Origin of the sequence: Mycobacterium sp. smrl_JER01, from assembly GCF_048513595.2 — a bacterium.
Classification (GTDB): Bacteria; Actinomycetota; Actinomycetes; order Mycobacteriales; family Mycobacteriaceae; genus Mycobacterium.
On sequence record NZ_JBLXXK020000001.1, the window covers coordinates 5,452,649 to 5,467,053 of the forward strand.

General features: G+C 67.3%; 14 protein-coding genes. 10 read left to right on the forward strand and 4 right to left on the reverse strand.

The window, feature by feature from the left end; all coding sequences use genetic code 11:
• Window positions 1–64 precede the first annotated feature (64 nt).
• From ACNUDN_RS25660 to ACNUDN_RS25675, 4 genes are all read left to right on the forward strand, one after another.
• Complete coding sequence (locus tag ACNUDN_RS25660; RefSeq protein ID WP_419124513.1) at window positions 65–973, forward strand: MBL fold metallo-hydrolase; 909 nt, start codon at window positions 65–67, stop codon at window positions 971–973.
• Between the two features lie 72 nt (window positions 974–1,045).
• Window positions 1,046–2,122 carry an ATP-dependent DNA ligase gene (locus tag ACNUDN_RS25665; protein ID WP_419125312.1) on the forward strand — a complete coding sequence of 359 codons (1,077 nt, stop codon included), beginning with the start codon at window positions 1,046–1,048 and terminating at the stop codon, window positions 2,120–2,122.
• Window positions 2,123–2,230: 108 nt separating this feature from the next.
• Window positions 2,231–3,106, forward strand: a complete 876-nt coding sequence (locus ACNUDN_RS25670) for an LLM class F420-dependent oxidoreductase (RefSeq protein ID WP_419124514.1) — start codon at window positions 2,231–2,233, stop codon at window positions 3,104–3,106.
• A 57-nt stretch (window positions 3,107–3,163) separates the two neighbouring features.
• A complete protein-coding gene (locus ACNUDN_RS25675) occupies window positions 3,164–3,811 on the forward strand; it encodes an MBL fold metallo-hydrolase (RefSeq protein WP_419124515.1) in 648 nt (215 codons plus the stop codon).
• Here ACNUDN_RS25675 and ACNUDN_RS25680 read toward each other — a convergent pair.
• The 4 genes from ACNUDN_RS25680 to ACNUDN_RS25695 are packed head-to-tail and all read right to left on the reverse strand — an operon-like array spanning window position 3,792 to window position 9,660.
• On the reverse strand, window positions 3,792–5,516 hold the full coding sequence (locus tag ACNUDN_RS25680; RefSeq protein WP_419124516.1) for a diol dehydratase reactivase ATPase-like domain-containing protein: 1,725 nt from the start codon (window positions 5,514–5,516) through the stop codon (window positions 3,792–3,794). The two genes, ACNUDN_RS25675 and ACNUDN_RS25680, sit on opposite strands and share 20 nt — an antisense overlap.
• Window positions 5,513–5,866, reverse strand: coding sequence for a diol dehydratase small subunit (locus ACNUDN_RS25685; RefSeq protein WP_419124517.1), 354 nt, complete (start codon window positions 5,864–5,866; stop codon window positions 5,513–5,515). Before ACNUDN_RS25685 ends, ACNUDN_RS25680 begins: the two co-directional genes overlap by 4 nt.
• The gene (locus tag ACNUDN_RS25690; RefSeq protein ID WP_419124518.1) at window positions 5,863–8,118 is read right to left on the reverse strand and encodes a propanediol/glycerol family dehydratase large subunit; all 2,256 of its coding nucleotides are present in this window, start codon (window positions 8,116–8,118) and stop codon (window positions 5,863–5,865) included. The genes ACNUDN_RS25685 and ACNUDN_RS25690 overlap by 4 nt, the downstream gene beginning before the upstream one ends.
• A 9-nt stretch (window positions 8,119–8,127) precedes the next feature.
• Window positions 8,128–9,660 (reverse strand): APC family permease, encoded by a 1,533-nt coding sequence (locus ACNUDN_RS25695; RefSeq protein ID WP_419124519.1) that lies wholly within the window; start codon window positions 9,658–9,660, stop codon window positions 8,128–8,130.
• Window positions 9,661–9,868: 208 nt separating this feature from the next.
• Between ACNUDN_RS25695 and ACNUDN_RS25700 the strand changes: the two genes are divergently transcribed.
• From ACNUDN_RS25700 to ACNUDN_RS25725, 6 genes are read left to right on the forward strand one after another with little or no spacing between them, the layout of a single operon-like run.
• Window positions 9,869–11,149 carry a class-III pyridoxal-phosphate-dependent aminotransferase gene (locus ACNUDN_RS25700; RefSeq protein ID WP_419124520.1) on the forward strand — a complete coding sequence of 427 codons (1,281 nt, stop codon included), beginning with the start codon at window positions 9,869–9,871 and terminating at the stop codon, window positions 11,147–11,149.
• Window positions 11,146–12,708, forward strand: a complete 1,563-nt coding sequence (locus ACNUDN_RS25705) for an aldehyde dehydrogenase family protein (protein ID WP_419124521.1) — start codon at window positions 11,146–11,148, stop codon at window positions 12,706–12,708. The genes ACNUDN_RS25700 and ACNUDN_RS25705 overlap by 4 nt, the downstream gene beginning before the upstream one ends.
• A gap of 3 nt (window positions 12,709–12,711) precedes the next feature.
• Window positions 12,712–13,317, forward strand: coding sequence for a BMC domain-containing protein (locus ACNUDN_RS25710; protein WP_419124522.1), 606 nt, complete (start codon window positions 12,712–12,714; stop codon window positions 13,315–13,317).
• Entirely contained in the window at window positions 13,314–13,823 is a 510-nt protein-coding gene (locus tag ACNUDN_RS25715) for a hypothetical protein (protein ID WP_419124523.1), read from the forward strand. The genes ACNUDN_RS25710 and ACNUDN_RS25715 overlap by 4 nt, the downstream gene beginning before the upstream one ends.
• Entirely contained in the window at window positions 13,820–14,065 is a 246-nt protein-coding gene (locus ACNUDN_RS25720) for a EutN/CcmL family microcompartment protein (protein ID WP_419124524.1), read from the forward strand. Before ACNUDN_RS25715 ends, ACNUDN_RS25720 begins: the two co-directional genes overlap by 4 nt.
• A gap of 54 nt (window positions 14,066–14,119) precedes the next feature.
• Window positions 14,120–14,401 (forward strand): BMC domain-containing protein, encoded by a 282-nt coding sequence (locus tag ACNUDN_RS25725; protein ID WP_419124525.1) that lies wholly within the window; start codon window positions 14,120–14,122, stop codon window positions 14,399–14,401.
• Window positions 14,402–14,405: the final 4 nt, after the last annotated feature.

The following is a 14,405-nucleotide window of genomic DNA, read 5'->3' on the forward strand; positions in this document are numbered from 1 at the left end:
TCTTGTGCAGGAAGGTGTTCCGGCAGAGGACAGGCGCTCTTCACCAACCGAAAGGGAGAACGACATGAATGAGGTCGACATCGTCCGGGCCGCCGAACCCGACGAGCTGGTCCCGTCTCGCTACGCGCTGCAGGTTGGCGGTATCGGCGTGCTGGTGATCAGCGACGGCGTGCTGCCCATTGCGTCGGCAACGCTTGCCACCAACGCAGAGTCCACCGCGCTGGCGAGTTGGCTGGAGGACATGTTCTTACCTCCGGATGTGCTCGACTGGCCGTTGAACGTGGTCCTGGTCCGCAGCGGGGACCGAACGATCCTCGTTGACGCCGGGCTGGGCGCGGAGTTTCCCGGCTTTCCGCGCGCAGGCCAGACTGCGTCACGTCTGGAGGCAGCCGGTGTCGACCTGTCGGCAATCACCGACGTGGTGCTCACACACCTGCACATGGACCACGTCGGCGGCTTGCTCACCGCGGGAATCAAGGACCGGCTACGCCCGGACCTGCGCATCCATCTGGCTGCCCGTGAAGCGGAGTTCTGGACCTCACCCGACTTCTCCCGAACCTGCATGCCTGAGCCGGTTCCCGAGGCGCTCCGGACCGTAGCGTCGCGCTTCCTCGCCGAATACGACGGCCAGCTAAGGCCGTTCGACACCGAGCACGAAGTGGCACCCGGAGTGCTTGTGCGTCGCACCGGTGGCCACACCCCCGGCCACAGTGTGGTCCAGCTCGACTCGGGTGTGGATCGGTTGACCTTCGCCGGTGATGCCGTGTTCGCGCCGGGGTTCGACCATCCGGAATGGCACAACGGGTTTGAACACGACCCGGTGGAAGCGGCTGGAGTGCGAATCGAACTGCTGCGCGAGCTGGCAGCGACCCGAAGCTCACTGCTCGCCACTCATCTGCCTTTCCCGTCGGTGTGTCATGTCGCAGTTGCCGGTGACGTGTTCCGCTGCGTGCCCGGCGTCTGGGACTATTGATCTTCATCGGTGGTCCTCGCAGCGTGACGGGCTTGTGCTGAGCACCGTCGCGACAATGGTTCCATGGGCTCGATGAACCTGCCGGTGCTGCCGCCGATCTCCCCGATGCTGTCGAAATCGGTGCCCGCCATCCCGGCGGGCGCCTCCTACGAACCCAAGTGGGACGGCTTCCGATCCATCCTGTTCCGCGACGGTGACGGGGTGGAGCTGGGTAGCCGCAACGAGCGCCCGCTGACGCGTTACTTTCCCGAACTCGTCGACGCCGCGCGAGTCGAACTGCCGGCTCGGTGCGTGATCGACGGTGAGATCGTCATCGCCACCGCGGCCGGTCTCGACTTCGAGGCGCTGCAGTTGCGGCTGCATCCGGCCGCGTCCCGGGTGCGGATGCTCGCAGAACACACCCCGGCGGCATTCATCGCGTTCGATCTGTTGGCCCTCGACGACGCCGACTACACCGACCGGCCCTTCACCGAGCGGCGCGCGGCTCTGGTCGCCGCGTTGGTCGGCGCCGGTCCGAGGTTCTTCGTCACGCCGGCAACGCGCGATATCGAGACCGCGCGGCGCTGGTTCGAGGAGTTCGAGGGGGCGGGCCTGGACGGCGTCATCGCCAAACCACTCGACGGGCACTACGTGCCCGACAAAAGGCTGATGTTCAAGATCAAGCACCAGCGCACGGCGGACTGCGTGGTGGCTGGATACCGTCTGCACAAGTCGGGCGACGACGCCATCGGGTCCCTGTTGCTCGGGCTCTACGGCGCCGGCGGTGCGCTGAAGTCGGTCGGGGTGATCGGCGCGTTCCCGATGTCGCGCCGACGGGAATTGTTCACCGCACTGCAGCCGCTGGTAACGACCTTCGAGGATCATCCGTGGAACTGGGCTGCGGATGTCGAACCCGAGGTGGCGCGCCGCTACGGGGGCGGGTCACGCTGGAACGCCGGTAAGGACCTGTCGTTTGTCCCACTGCGCCCCGAGAGGGTGGTGGAGGTGCGTTACGACCACATGGAGGGAGAGAGGTTCCGTCACACAGCTCAATTCAACCGGTGGCGGCCGGACCGAGACCCCAGGTCCTGCACCTACGACCAACTCGACCGTCCGGTCACGTTCAGCCTCTCCGACGTCGTCCCGGGTCTGGGCGCCACCGCGAAATGACTGACCGGAACCGCCGAGATGTATGTCCGCCTTCGGCCTTGCCGCCAAGTTGCTGCCATACCTGGCCGTAAACGGAATCATTGGCCCGGTTGCGCCCTTATGCCAGGCATGGATCTCGGACTCAGCATTCCCATTCTTGACATCGACGGCGGCACCGCGGCCATCGGACCCGAACTCGCCAGGGTCGGTTCGGCCGCGGAAGAGGCCGGAGCGACATCCCTGTGGTTCATGGACCACTTCTTCCAGATCGAGCCGACGGGTCTGCCTGCCGAGGCCAACATGCTGGAGGGCTACACGCTGCTCGGCTATTTGGCCGGGCACACCTCGCGGATCAGCCTGGGATTGCTCGTCACGGGTGTGACGTATCGGCACCCAGGGTTGCTTGCCAAGACGGTGACGACCGTCGACGTGCTCTCCGGCGGACGCGCGGTGCTCGGCATCGGCGCGGCCTGGTTCGAGCGGGAGCACGTCGGACTCGGGGTGCCGTATCCGCCCCTGGCCGAACGCTTCGAGCGACTCGAGGAGGCGCTGCAGATCTGCAACCAGATGTGGGACCCGGCCAACAACGGCCCGTATCAAGGCAAGCACTACCAACTGCAGGAGACGCTGTGCAATCCGCAGCCGATCAACAAGCCGAAGGTGCTGATCGGCGGTAGCGGCGAGCGTAAGACGCTGCGCCTGGTCGCCCGCTACGGCGATGCGTGCAACCTGTTCGGCACCTCACCCGACGAGGTCGCCCACAAGTTGCGCGTGCTGCGCGGGCATTGCGATGACGCTGCCCGCGATTACGACGCCATCCGCAAGACGATCATGATCAACGACCTGAGCCCCGCACCCGAGACCCGCGACGAGTTCATTCGCACCCTGGCCGAGTACGCGAAGTTGGGCGTCGACGAGGTGATCGTCTTCCCACCGACCGGGTCGCCGGCGAAGTGGATCGACAGCATCGCTCCGACGGTGAAGCAGCTCGCCGAACTGGGCTGAGCAACCCGGGACCCGGGGCTTGACCTCAACAATTGTTGAGGTTGCACTCTGGAGTCTATGAAACAAATACTCAGCGATCTATGGGAAACCCGTTCGGACTCACCGTTTCCGGGGCTGACGACACACGCCTACCTCTGGATGCCGGGCAATGTGCTGTTCTACTCCCCTGCCACCGAAGTCGAGTTCGATGAGCTCGCCGACCTCGGCGGCGTCAAGGACCAGTACCTGTCACACCGCGACGAGGCCGGCCCGATGCTGCACCGAATCACCGAAAGGTTCCGCTCTACCCTGCACGCACCCGAGGACGACCTGCCCGACATCACCGAGCACGCCCACGTCGACGTACCGGTCAAGGGTCGTTACGTCGACTACAACGGCGTCGAGATCATCCCGACGCCGGGGCATTCCCCGGGCAGCGTCTGCTATCTGGTACACGGCGCCGAGGGCAGATACCTGTTCACCGGGGACACCTTGTTCCGCAGCTCCGAGGGCGCCTGGTGGGCCGGCTACATCGACGGTTTCCACACACCGAGCGATGCCGAATCCATCGCGGCCAGTCTGCGCACACTCGCCGACGTCTCGCCGGACTTCGTCATTTCCAGCGCGTTTCAGGGCGACTCGGCGGTGCACCGGATCGACCCAGACGCCTGGCGTGGCCACATCGCGCACGCGATCGCGGGCCTTCCTACCGCTGCGCGTACCTAGCGACCAACCCGCGGGCGACCGCGAACCGCGGCCCGTGCACGCCGTCGATGTCGGCCCGGCCCACCACGACCGGGACGCCGCGCAGCGCTTCGGCGACGGTGCGCATCAACTCGTCGTCGAGGGCTCCACCGCCGGCCAACACCAGCGCCGTCGGCGGTGGGTCGAAGGCGGTCAGGCAGCGGGCGATGTTGGCCGCGACCGTCTCCTGCTTGATCGCCAACCGCAGGCTGCGCCACTCCTCGGCGGCCAGGCGATTGGAGAACGGCACCAGGCCGGCGCTGCCACGGGTGCACAGCCGCCCGATCGCATCGGAATGCGCCGGAGCGTCGAGGAAGACGCGCCGCCCGTCTTCTTCGTGCGCGACGTGGGGGCCCTCGACACGCACCGCCGGTGTGCGCTTGACCGTCTCGGCCAGTGCACGCGGGATGCCGAGGGCGCGTGCAACCGCGACCGTGATCGACTCCCCTGCCCCGGCCGCCACGACAGTCTGGTTGGTGCCGACGAGATCGACTGTGCCACCGCCGATGTCACACACCACGGCACCCGGTGGCAGGCCGGGCGTGGTGCGGGCGCCCCACGCCGCGGCCACCGGTTCGGAGCACAGTGTGCGTGCCGGACGCCCGGTCAGATCGCTCAATGTCTCGGCCGCGTCGCCGGCCTCGTCGGCGGACAAGAGTGCCACCACCGTGCCGTGCGCGTCGGCGACGCCCCGCCGCAGCCAGGCACCGTTGTCGATGGCCGCGAGATCGGTGAAGAACGCGTCGTGCACAGCCAGGCTGTGCGCCGCCGTCGGCACCGAACGCAGCCGAACCGCGCGGACCTGGCCCGGCGCCGAACGCCGCAGCACCATGTGGGCCTGTCCCGGCGTATACCGCACCGGCATACCGTCGACGATGAACTCGACGTAGTCGTCGTCATCGTCGGGCGGGGACGGATCCTCGGTCCGTGCCGTGACCGCGATGGCTGCGGAATCGGCGAGCTCACGACAGAATTCGGCGACCTCGACCAGCCCGTCGACGGGCAGCCGCAGCGCGGCCGACAATGCGATCGGGTCGGCGAACGCCCGGTATGCACTACCTTCCCCGACCACCTCGACGGCCACCAGCGCGCCCGGCGCGAGACCGGCGACGTCGGTCTCGTCGACCACAGGCACATCCACCGGGATTCGGTTTCCGATCAACACCGCGTCGTCCTGGGCGGCCACCACGCCGACCACCTGCCACCCGCGCTCCAGCGCGGCGGCGATCTCACGGGCGGCCACCTCGAAATCGGTGGCGTCGTCCACCGAGACCACCACCGAAGCATCGACCGGAACGGAGTGCAGATCGGCCAGCCGGACATGTTGTCCCACAGCGTGTCCGGAGCCGGCAGGGGTGGAGGCGTCCGGGCGGCGCAGGCTACGCACCGGGGCCGACGGCGAATACGCCGGCGGTATCGGAGCGGTCGCGGTGTCGACCGGCCGCAGCGCTGCCAGCAACAGTTCGTCCGCGCGGTGACCTGAGTCGACCTCGATCCTGTGCAGCAACGCCGCTGCGCCGCTCAGCGACTCCGCGCTGCCTTTACGCCCCCTGGTGGGCGCCTGCCCGTACGCCACAGTGGCAGCGCTTCCGTCGCGCACGTGCGCAAGCAAGATCTCGGTGGTGTGGTTGCCGACGTCGACGCCGGCGACCACCGTGCCAGCGGCCCGACCTGCCGGTGCCGTCAACGCAGCAGACCCCGGCGGGCGTAGACGGCAGCAGCCTGTTCCACCAGCGCCGCGCAGCGCGGCGCGCCGCGTGCGGTCAGCGAGACGCGCAACTCGTCGAGTTCGGCGGCCGTCGACCGGTGCGGTCGCAGCGCCTCGTAGAGCGCCATCACCTGTTCGTCGTCGATCGTCGCCAATTCGGCTGCGCGCAGGAAGTTCTCCGCCAGCTGAGGGTTGCCGCCCCGGCGGGCCACCGCCGCCTGGTGCGTCAGTACCGCCGGGTCCATGCGCAGATCCCCCAGACCGAGTTTGCCGTCGACGGCGTTTCGCACCGTGATGGGCTCGGCGGAATGGTCTGTCGTCTCGTTCATGACGTGTGTACCTGCACGGTGACGGGCGGCCGGCCCGGTTCACAGGCATCGCGCTCCAGCGCGACGAGCGCCACCGCCCGGGCGTGATAGCGCGCCGAGATCGACTCGTCGGTGCCACCGGTGAAGATCGGCACCGGCGCCATTCCCTTGGCATGGCGTGCGGCGTTCTTGCCCAGTTCCCGGTACATCCGCGCGGTCAGTAGCGGCGCCACGCTGAACAGCTCCAGGTTGGCCAGCGGGGCCAGGTCGCGGCGATGGATCAAAGCGGTGCCCTTGCCCTGCAACCCGATTCCGATTCCCGATCCGGACAGTCGCGCGGCGGTCAGCCCGATCAGCCCGACATCGATGGTGGAGCGCACCCGCACCGTCCTGGCGATGCAGCCCTCCTCCTCCAGACCGGCCGAGATCTGTCGCAGCACCTCGCCGATGGGCAAGCCGCACAGCGTGAGCCACACGCTGCGGCCCCACGCCGGTGACAGACCGATACAGACCTCCCGCGGATCGCTGCCCTGCCGGGCCTCTTCGACGTCGGTGACCACCACGTGGCCGCGGTGCTGTTCCTGGTCGGCGGTCAACTCGACGCTGCTGCGGGCCTGCCGGATCGCGTCGATCTCGGCCCGGCGTCGGTCGCTGAGCGTGTAACCCGTTGCCGGGCCGCTGTAATCGTTGGGGTCGGTGAGTTTGGACAGCACCTGGAACCGTTCGTCGAAGATTGCCGAGGTCTGCAACTGGTCGCCGCGCAGGCGTTCCCGGGTCAGCGTCGCGATCGCCTCGGCCTCCTCGATGAAACCGGTGCGGTACAGGGAGGCGATGACGTCGAACACCGTCAGCTGCCGAGCCTCGATGGAGGCAGCCGCTTCGGCCACCATTGTCGGGTGCCCGGGCGGCAGGTCACGAGAACCGTTGGCCGCCACCACATTATCGATGTGGGCATCGCCGTAGTCGGCCAGGCCGAGGTCGCGGTACACCGCCTGCACGGCCTTCGCCGCGCGCCTGCGCACCGACGCGAGGTGCTCGGGGGTCACCGTGCGCAGTCCGCCGTCGGCGCCCCAGTCCCGCTGCAGCACCAGGAAGTCGTCCATGTCGTCGGCGTTGAAGTTCGACAACGCGAACGCGTTGTCGTAGCGCGGAATCGATCCGAATCCGGAGAAGATGAAGTCCGCCCCCGCCAGCAGCACCGGCAGTGTGTGCGCGCTGCGGCGGATGTCGGACTCAGAGATCAGGTTGTCGTTGCCGGCGCACGACTCCAGATCACGCATCATCACCATGAGGTTCTCGGCGAGCAGCTCCTTCATCCCCTCCGGCACCGAGGCCACCACCCCGACACCGTCGATGCCGCCGTTCTGCACGCCCTGGGAGCCGAGCGCCCGGGCCAGCGACACGCAGCGCGACTCCAGGTACAGAATCGAGCATTGCTCCGCGGCCCCCATCAACACCTCGGCTCCACCACCGCTGGTGACCCGCATCTTGAGCCCGCGCGAGGCGTAGGCCGAGGTCAGGATCGCCTTGCTGAACGGGGTGTCGTCACCGTCGACGAACACCTGCTCGGTGCCGTAGATCGAGATGGTCTCGGCGTAGCTGGTCAACCCGCGAAGCCCCAGACGCAGCTCGAGGGCCTCCTCGATGGAACACTGCGCCATCGCGCCCGGGGTGCCTACCTGGCTTCCGATCAGCAGCGCGACAGCGTTCGACGGTGCATCGCCGAGCACCGGCACGGTCGTCTCGACCTCACGGAAGCCGTAGGCGACCGCGCTGGCCGCGTCGGCGGCGATAAGCAATGGGTCGTCGAGCTGGTTGGTGACGTGCGCCTGATTGCTCGGGGTGCGCCGGGCCCGCATCTTCGCCATCGCCATCTGCATCTCCACCGGGGACAGCAGTGCGACGACACGGGCCAGCTTGGCGGGGGTGGTGCCGCCGATCAGCCGCACCACCTCCGCCCGGGGCACGTTGATGTCGACCGCCATCCGCGCCAACGTCTCGTCGGCGAGAGCCATCGCCTCCTCGGCGACCTCCAGGTCGATGCCGTACCGGGCGATGAACTCGTCGATGACGTCGAACGCGTCAGGGGCTTTGCCGTCGAGTTCGACCACTTCGGGCCGGCCGCCGGTGGACCTCGCCAGGACCAGCGACGGTGCCGGGTCATGTCGGCTGCTCATCGCGACCAGCCCCATTCCGACCTCGGGCACGCTGAACCCGTCGAGATTGACCGGCTTCGAGTTCAGCACCCGAAACCGGCCCAACTCGTCTGCCACGGACCCTCCCTAGTCGCGGACTTCGCTGTCGTCGTACACAATCCGGCCGATCAGCTCGTAGCGCCGCTTGTCGTTGAACTTGAAATACAGCGCCATGGCCGCGCCGAACGCGAACACGCCGACCACGATCCATGGTGTCAGCTTGAACAGCAGTGTGCCCGACGCCGCGCCCGCGGCGGACTCTTTATGCTCCCAGAGCAGGTAGACCACGTAGAGCATGCCGATACCGCCGGTCAGCGGAGCCACGAAGGTCTTGAACCAGTGCGCGCTGGACGGATGGTTCTTGTGGAAGTGGAAGTAGGCCACCACGGAGAACGCACACAGCGACTGCACGATCAGGATCGCCATCGTGCCGAGGATCGCCAGCAGGGTGTACATGTGGATGTAGGGGTCCATCCCGGCGACGAAGAACGCCAGCACCAGTACCAGCGCGATGCCGCTCTGCACGAACGACGCGATGTAGGGCGAGCCGTGTGTCTTGTGGGTGGCGCCCAGCGTCTTCTGCAGACCGTCGGACAACCCTTCGCGGCCCAACGCGTACAGGTAACGCGAGGCGCAGTTGTGGAACGCCATGCCGCACGCGAACGAGCCGGTCACGAGCAGGATGTTGAACAGGGTGATCGCCCATTGACCGTAGGTGTCGCGCACCGGGGCGAAGAAGATCTCTGATGAGGTGTCGGCGTTCTGCGCCAGCTCGATGGCCTGCTGCGGTCCGGTGCCCGCGATCGCCATCCAGGAGACGAAGATGTAGAAGATGCCGACGCCGAGGACGGCGATCATGGTGGCGCGCGGGATGATCCGCTTGGGATCCTTGGATTCCTCGCCGTACATCGCCGTCGACTCGAAACCGACCCACGACCAGAAGGCAAAGAACAGGCCGAGACCGGCACTGGCACCGGCGATCGCGGCCGGTTGGAACGCGCCGACGGGGTTGAGGATCTCACCCACGGCGAAACCGTCGGGGCCGCCGCCCTTGACGGCCACCGCGACCGCGCCGAGCGACAGCATGACGATCTCGGTGATCAGGAAGACCCCGAGCACCTTGGCGGTCAGGTTCACGTCGAAGTAGGTCAGGATGCAGTTGAGGGCCAACATCAGCAGCGCCGGGATCAACCAGTGGATCGTGATTCCGAACTGGGAGGCCAGGAAGTTCTGGAAGAAGAACGCGAAGATGCCGATCAGCGACGCCTCGAACACGACGTAGGCCAACGTGATGATCAGACCGCTGGCCATCCCCATGACGCGGCCGAGACCGTGCGAGATGTAGCCGTAGAAGGCGCCGGTGGCGGTGATGTGCTTGGCCATCGTCGCGTAGCCGATGGCGAACAGCCCCAGCACCACGGTCGCGACCAGATAACCCGCCGGCGCGTGTGAACCATTTCCGAAGCCGACGGCGATCGGGACGTTTCCGACCATTGCCGTGATCGGTGCGGCGGTGGCCACCGCCATGAAGATCACGCCGAACGTGCCGACGGCGTTTCGTTTCAGCCGTTGCACGGAGTCCGTGGTCGAGGTTTGGCGGGGAACGACGTCTTCTGTCATCTGCAGAGACCTTCCGGGGGCGAAGGGGGGAGACTCGGTCCGGCTCACGATCTGAACGGCGATGTGGCGTGGGCCACAGTGCTGGACCTCGGACATATTGGCACTACCAAATCAGCTGTGCAACCCCTGTGAACGCGGTATTGACATAAATGGTCCGACCCTTTAGGTTTTTGGTCACACCCCGGCCGACCACACGACAGGGAGTTCCGTGTACGACTACGGCACGTTCTCGTTCGACTCCAAAGCCCAGGTGCTCGAACGTGCCAAAGAGTTCTGGAACCCGGACAAGACACAGTTCTGGACCGACTCCGGTGTCGACCTGGTGATCGACCGCAGGCAGGACTACTTCCTGTGGGACATGAGCGGTCGTCGCCTCATCGACATGCACCTCAACGGCGGCACCTACAACCTCGGGCATCGCAATCCCGAAGTGATGCAAGCCATCACCGACGGAATGGCACATTTCGACGTCGGCAACCACCACTTCCCGTCGGTTGCGCGCACCGCCCTGGCGCAGAAGCTCATCGAGTCCGCGCCGGCCTCGTTGAGCAAGGTGGCATTCGGATCCGGCGGCGGCGAGGCCATCGACATCGCCCTCAAGAGTGCCCGCCACGCCACTCAACGCCGCAAGATCGTCTCGATCGTGAAGGCCTATCACGGCCACACCGGGCTGGCCGTCGCCACCGGCGACGACCGGTTCGCCAAGCTGTTCCTCGCCGACCGACCCGACGAGTTCGTCCAGGTCCCCTTCGGCGACACCGACGCCATGGAGCAGGCCCTACGCGGCCGGGACGTCGCCGCCGTCATCATGGAGACCATTCCCGCCACGTACGGATTCCCGCTGCCGCCACTGGGCTATCTGGAGGCGGTCAAGGATCTGTGTGTGCGCTACGACGCGCTCTACATCGCCGACGAGGTGCAGACCGGACTGATGCGCACCGGCGAGATGTGGGGTATCACCAAGCACGGCATCGATCCCGACATCATGGTCACCGGTAAGGGGCTGTCGGGCGGCATGTATCCCATCACCGCCGCTCTGCTCAGCGATCGCGCCGCGCAATGGCTCGAACAGGACGGCTTCGGCCACATCTCGACGTTCGGCGGTGCCGAGCTGGGCTGTGTGGCCGCAATCAAGACCCTGGAGATCACCAGCCGACCCGAGGTCCGTTCCTCGGTGCACTACATCGCCGACCTCTTCGCCGAAGGACTGTCGCGTATCCAGGCCGACAATCCGGGCTGGTTTGTCGGCATCCGTCAGAACGGCGTGGTGATCGGCCTGGAGTTCGATCACCCCGAGGGTGCCAAGTTCGTGATGCGCGAGCTCTACGCGAACGGGGTGTGGGCGATCTTTTCCACACTGGATCCCCGTGTCCTGCAATTCAAACCGGGCCTGCTGCTCAACCGCGACCTCTGCGAGGACGTACTCGACCGCGTCGAGGTCGCCGTAGGGCGGGCAAAGCTGGCCGCAACCGGACGGAGGAAACCGTGACCGGTGAAAACGTGGTACCCCGGGCGGGTCAACTACTCGAGCGGGCTCGCTTCGCCGCGGCCGCCTACGCCGACTACGACCAGTTGTCGGTGACGCGGATCATCGACGCCGTCGCCGACGCCGGTTATCGCGGCGCCGAGCGATTCGCCGCCGACGCCGTCGCAGAGACCCAGATGGGTGTGGTCGAGGACAAGGTGGTCAAGAACCGCGCCTGCTCGCGAGGGATCGTCGAGTTCTACCGCGACCAGGACTACGTGACACCACGGATCGACACCGTCCGCAAGATCGTCGAGATCCCCCGTCCCGCAGGGGTGGTGCTGGCGCTGACTCCGACCACCAACCCGGTGGCGACGGTGTATTTCAAAGTGATCCTCGCGCTGATGACCCGCAACGCCGTCGTCGTCGCACCGCATCCCCGGGCCAGGAAGTGCTCAGCCGAGGCGGCGCGAATGCTCGCCGATGCCGCCCACGCGGCCGGAGCGCCGGACGGCATCGTGCAGGTCATCGACGAGCCGTCGCTTCCCCTGGTGGAGGCTCTGATGTCCGACGAGCGCACCGACGTCATCGTCGCCACCGGCGGCACCGGCGTCGTGCGCGCGGCGTACTCCTCGGGCAACCCGGCACTCGGCGTCGGCCCGGGCAACGTGCCGGTGTTCGTCGACGCCAGCGCTGACGTCGACGCCGCAGCGCGGCGCATCGTCGACAGCAAGGCGTTCGACAACTCGGTGCTGTGCACCAATGAGTCGGTGCTGATCGTCGAGGATGCGGTCGCGGCCCGGCTGAGCACCGCGATGACCCGCCACGGCGCCCACCTTCTCGACGCCGACGCGGTGGTCCGGCTGCGTGAATACATGTTTCCCGACGGCTCGCTGAACACCGAGGTGGTGGGCCGCGACGCCGCGTGGATCGCCGAACGGATCGGGCTGCGCGTCACACCCAAGACCCGCGTGCTGATCGCCCCGTTCACCGATGTCGTGGACGAGGAGGTGCTCACCCACGAGAAGCTCTGCCCGGTGTTGGGCATGACGACGGTCCCCGACACCCGACGAGGCATCCGCGCCGCCCGCGCGGTGGTGCGCATTGCCGGCGCCGGCCATTCGGCCGCCATCCACAGCGAGGACGCCGCCGTCATCACCGAGTTCGCCGCCCAGGTACCGGTACTGCGGGTGTCGGTGAACGTCGGTAACAGCACCGGCAGCTCGGGCTTGGACACCAACTTGGCACCGTCGATGACGATCGGCACCGGCTTCGTCGGACGCAGCTCCATCGGGGAGAACCTGCAGCCGGAGAACCTGCTGAACTGGGCACGCATCGCCTACAACGCCGATGCGGGTGTGGTGATGCCGAACTTCGCCGGGTTGTCACCATGGCGCACACCGGCAGGTCCGGTGCCCGCGTACCCGCATGCGTCCAACGATCCCGCCGGCGTCACCGCCGCGCCCGCGTCGCCCGCCGTCCGATCGGTTGCGCGCCGTGCCGCCGATCCGGGCATCGAGGCGCTGCGAGCCGAGTTACGCGCGCTGGTGGCCGAAGAACTCGCCCAACTGATCAAGAGGTGACCCGTGGCTGAACTGCGTTCGTTCATCTTCATCGACCGGCTTCAGCCGCAGACGATGTCGTACCTGGGCACCTGGATCAAAGGGGCGTTGCCGCGCGCCGGAGTCGCTGCCCAGATCATCGAGGTGGCCCCCGGCCTGGATATCGAGGGCGTCACCGACGTGGCGCTCAAGCACGCCGAAGTGCAGGCCGGAGTGCTGGTGGTGGAGCGGCAGTTCGGCTATCTGGAGTTTCACGGTGACACTGACAACGTCGAGGCTGCCGCGGATGCCGCGCTGGCCGAGCTGGGACGTGACACCGGATCGGCGACCCCGCCGCAGATCCTGGCATCGCGCATCATCTCCAGCATCGACCAGCAGCACGCATTCCTGATCAACCGCAACAAGATCGGCTCGATGGTGCTGGCCGGGGAGACCCTCTACGTGCTCGAGGTGTCCCCTGCGTCGTATGCGATCCTGGCCACCAACGAGGCCGAGAAGGCCGCAGACGTGAAGGTCGTCGACTTCCGGATGATCGGTGCGACCGGCCGGGTGTACCTGTCCGGCAGTGAATCCGATGTGCGCCAGGCCGCCGCCGCGGCCGAGGAAGCGCTAGCCCGGAGCGTGCCGTGAGCATCGACCGCGACATGTTGCGGCAGCTCGTCCGCGAGGTCGTCCGCGAGGCCGTTTCAGACCTCGCAGACGCCCGACCCGCGCCGGCGCAACCCGCCCCGGCGCGGACGCCCTCACCGGCCGCCTTGCCGCCGCCCACGGCGCCCACCGGCCCGGTGGCCACCGGCCCACTGGCCGCCGACGAACGCTCCCGCACCGACACCGTGCGCATCGCCGACGACCGTGACCTCGACACCTTCGTGCGGAACCTGCTGCGGCTCTTCGAGAATCCGAAGACCCGCGCCGACCTGCGGCACGGCCGACTGTCTTTCCGGCTGGTGAGCACGGAACGCCAAGGGCCGGGCAGCACCCGGCGCATCGAGCGGGGCGCGGTCACCGAACGGCAGATCGCCGAGATCGCGTCGTCCGGTTCTTCCCTGGTGCTCGGCCCCCGCGCCGTGCTGACCCCGCTGGCCCGCGAACGCGCCCGCGCGCTGGGCGTGACGATCCACAAGGAGCGAACATGATCCGAGGCACGGTCATCGGTCAGGTCTGGTCGACCCGCCGTATCGAGGGCATCCCGGCCGGAGCTTTCCTGGAAGTCGAGGCCGACGGCTCGGGCTCCCGGCTGATCGCCTTCGATGTGCTCGGCAGCGGTGTCGGCGAACATGTGCTCGTCGCCCAGGGTTCGGTGGCGGCCGGCTGGTTCGCCGGTACCCCGCCCCCGGTCGACGCGCTGATCATCGGCTCCATCGACCCCACCGGATAGCCGTTCCGGCACCGGCCCGAATACCTCAGGTAACCGACACAAAGGAGAAACACCATGGCCAGCAACGCGATCGGCATGATCGAGACCAAGGGCTACGTCGCCGCGCTCGCGGCCGCCGACGCCATGGTCAAGGCCGCCAACGTCACCATCACCGATCGTCAGCAGGTCGGTGACGGTCTGGTGGCCGTCATCGTCACCGGTGAGGTCGGTGCGGTCAAAGCCGCCACCGAGGCAGGCGCCGAATCCGCTTCCCAAGTCGGTGAACTCGTCAGCGTGCACGTCATTCCGCGGCCGCACAGCGAGCTCGGCGCGCACTTCTCCGTCGCCACCCAGTAGTCTC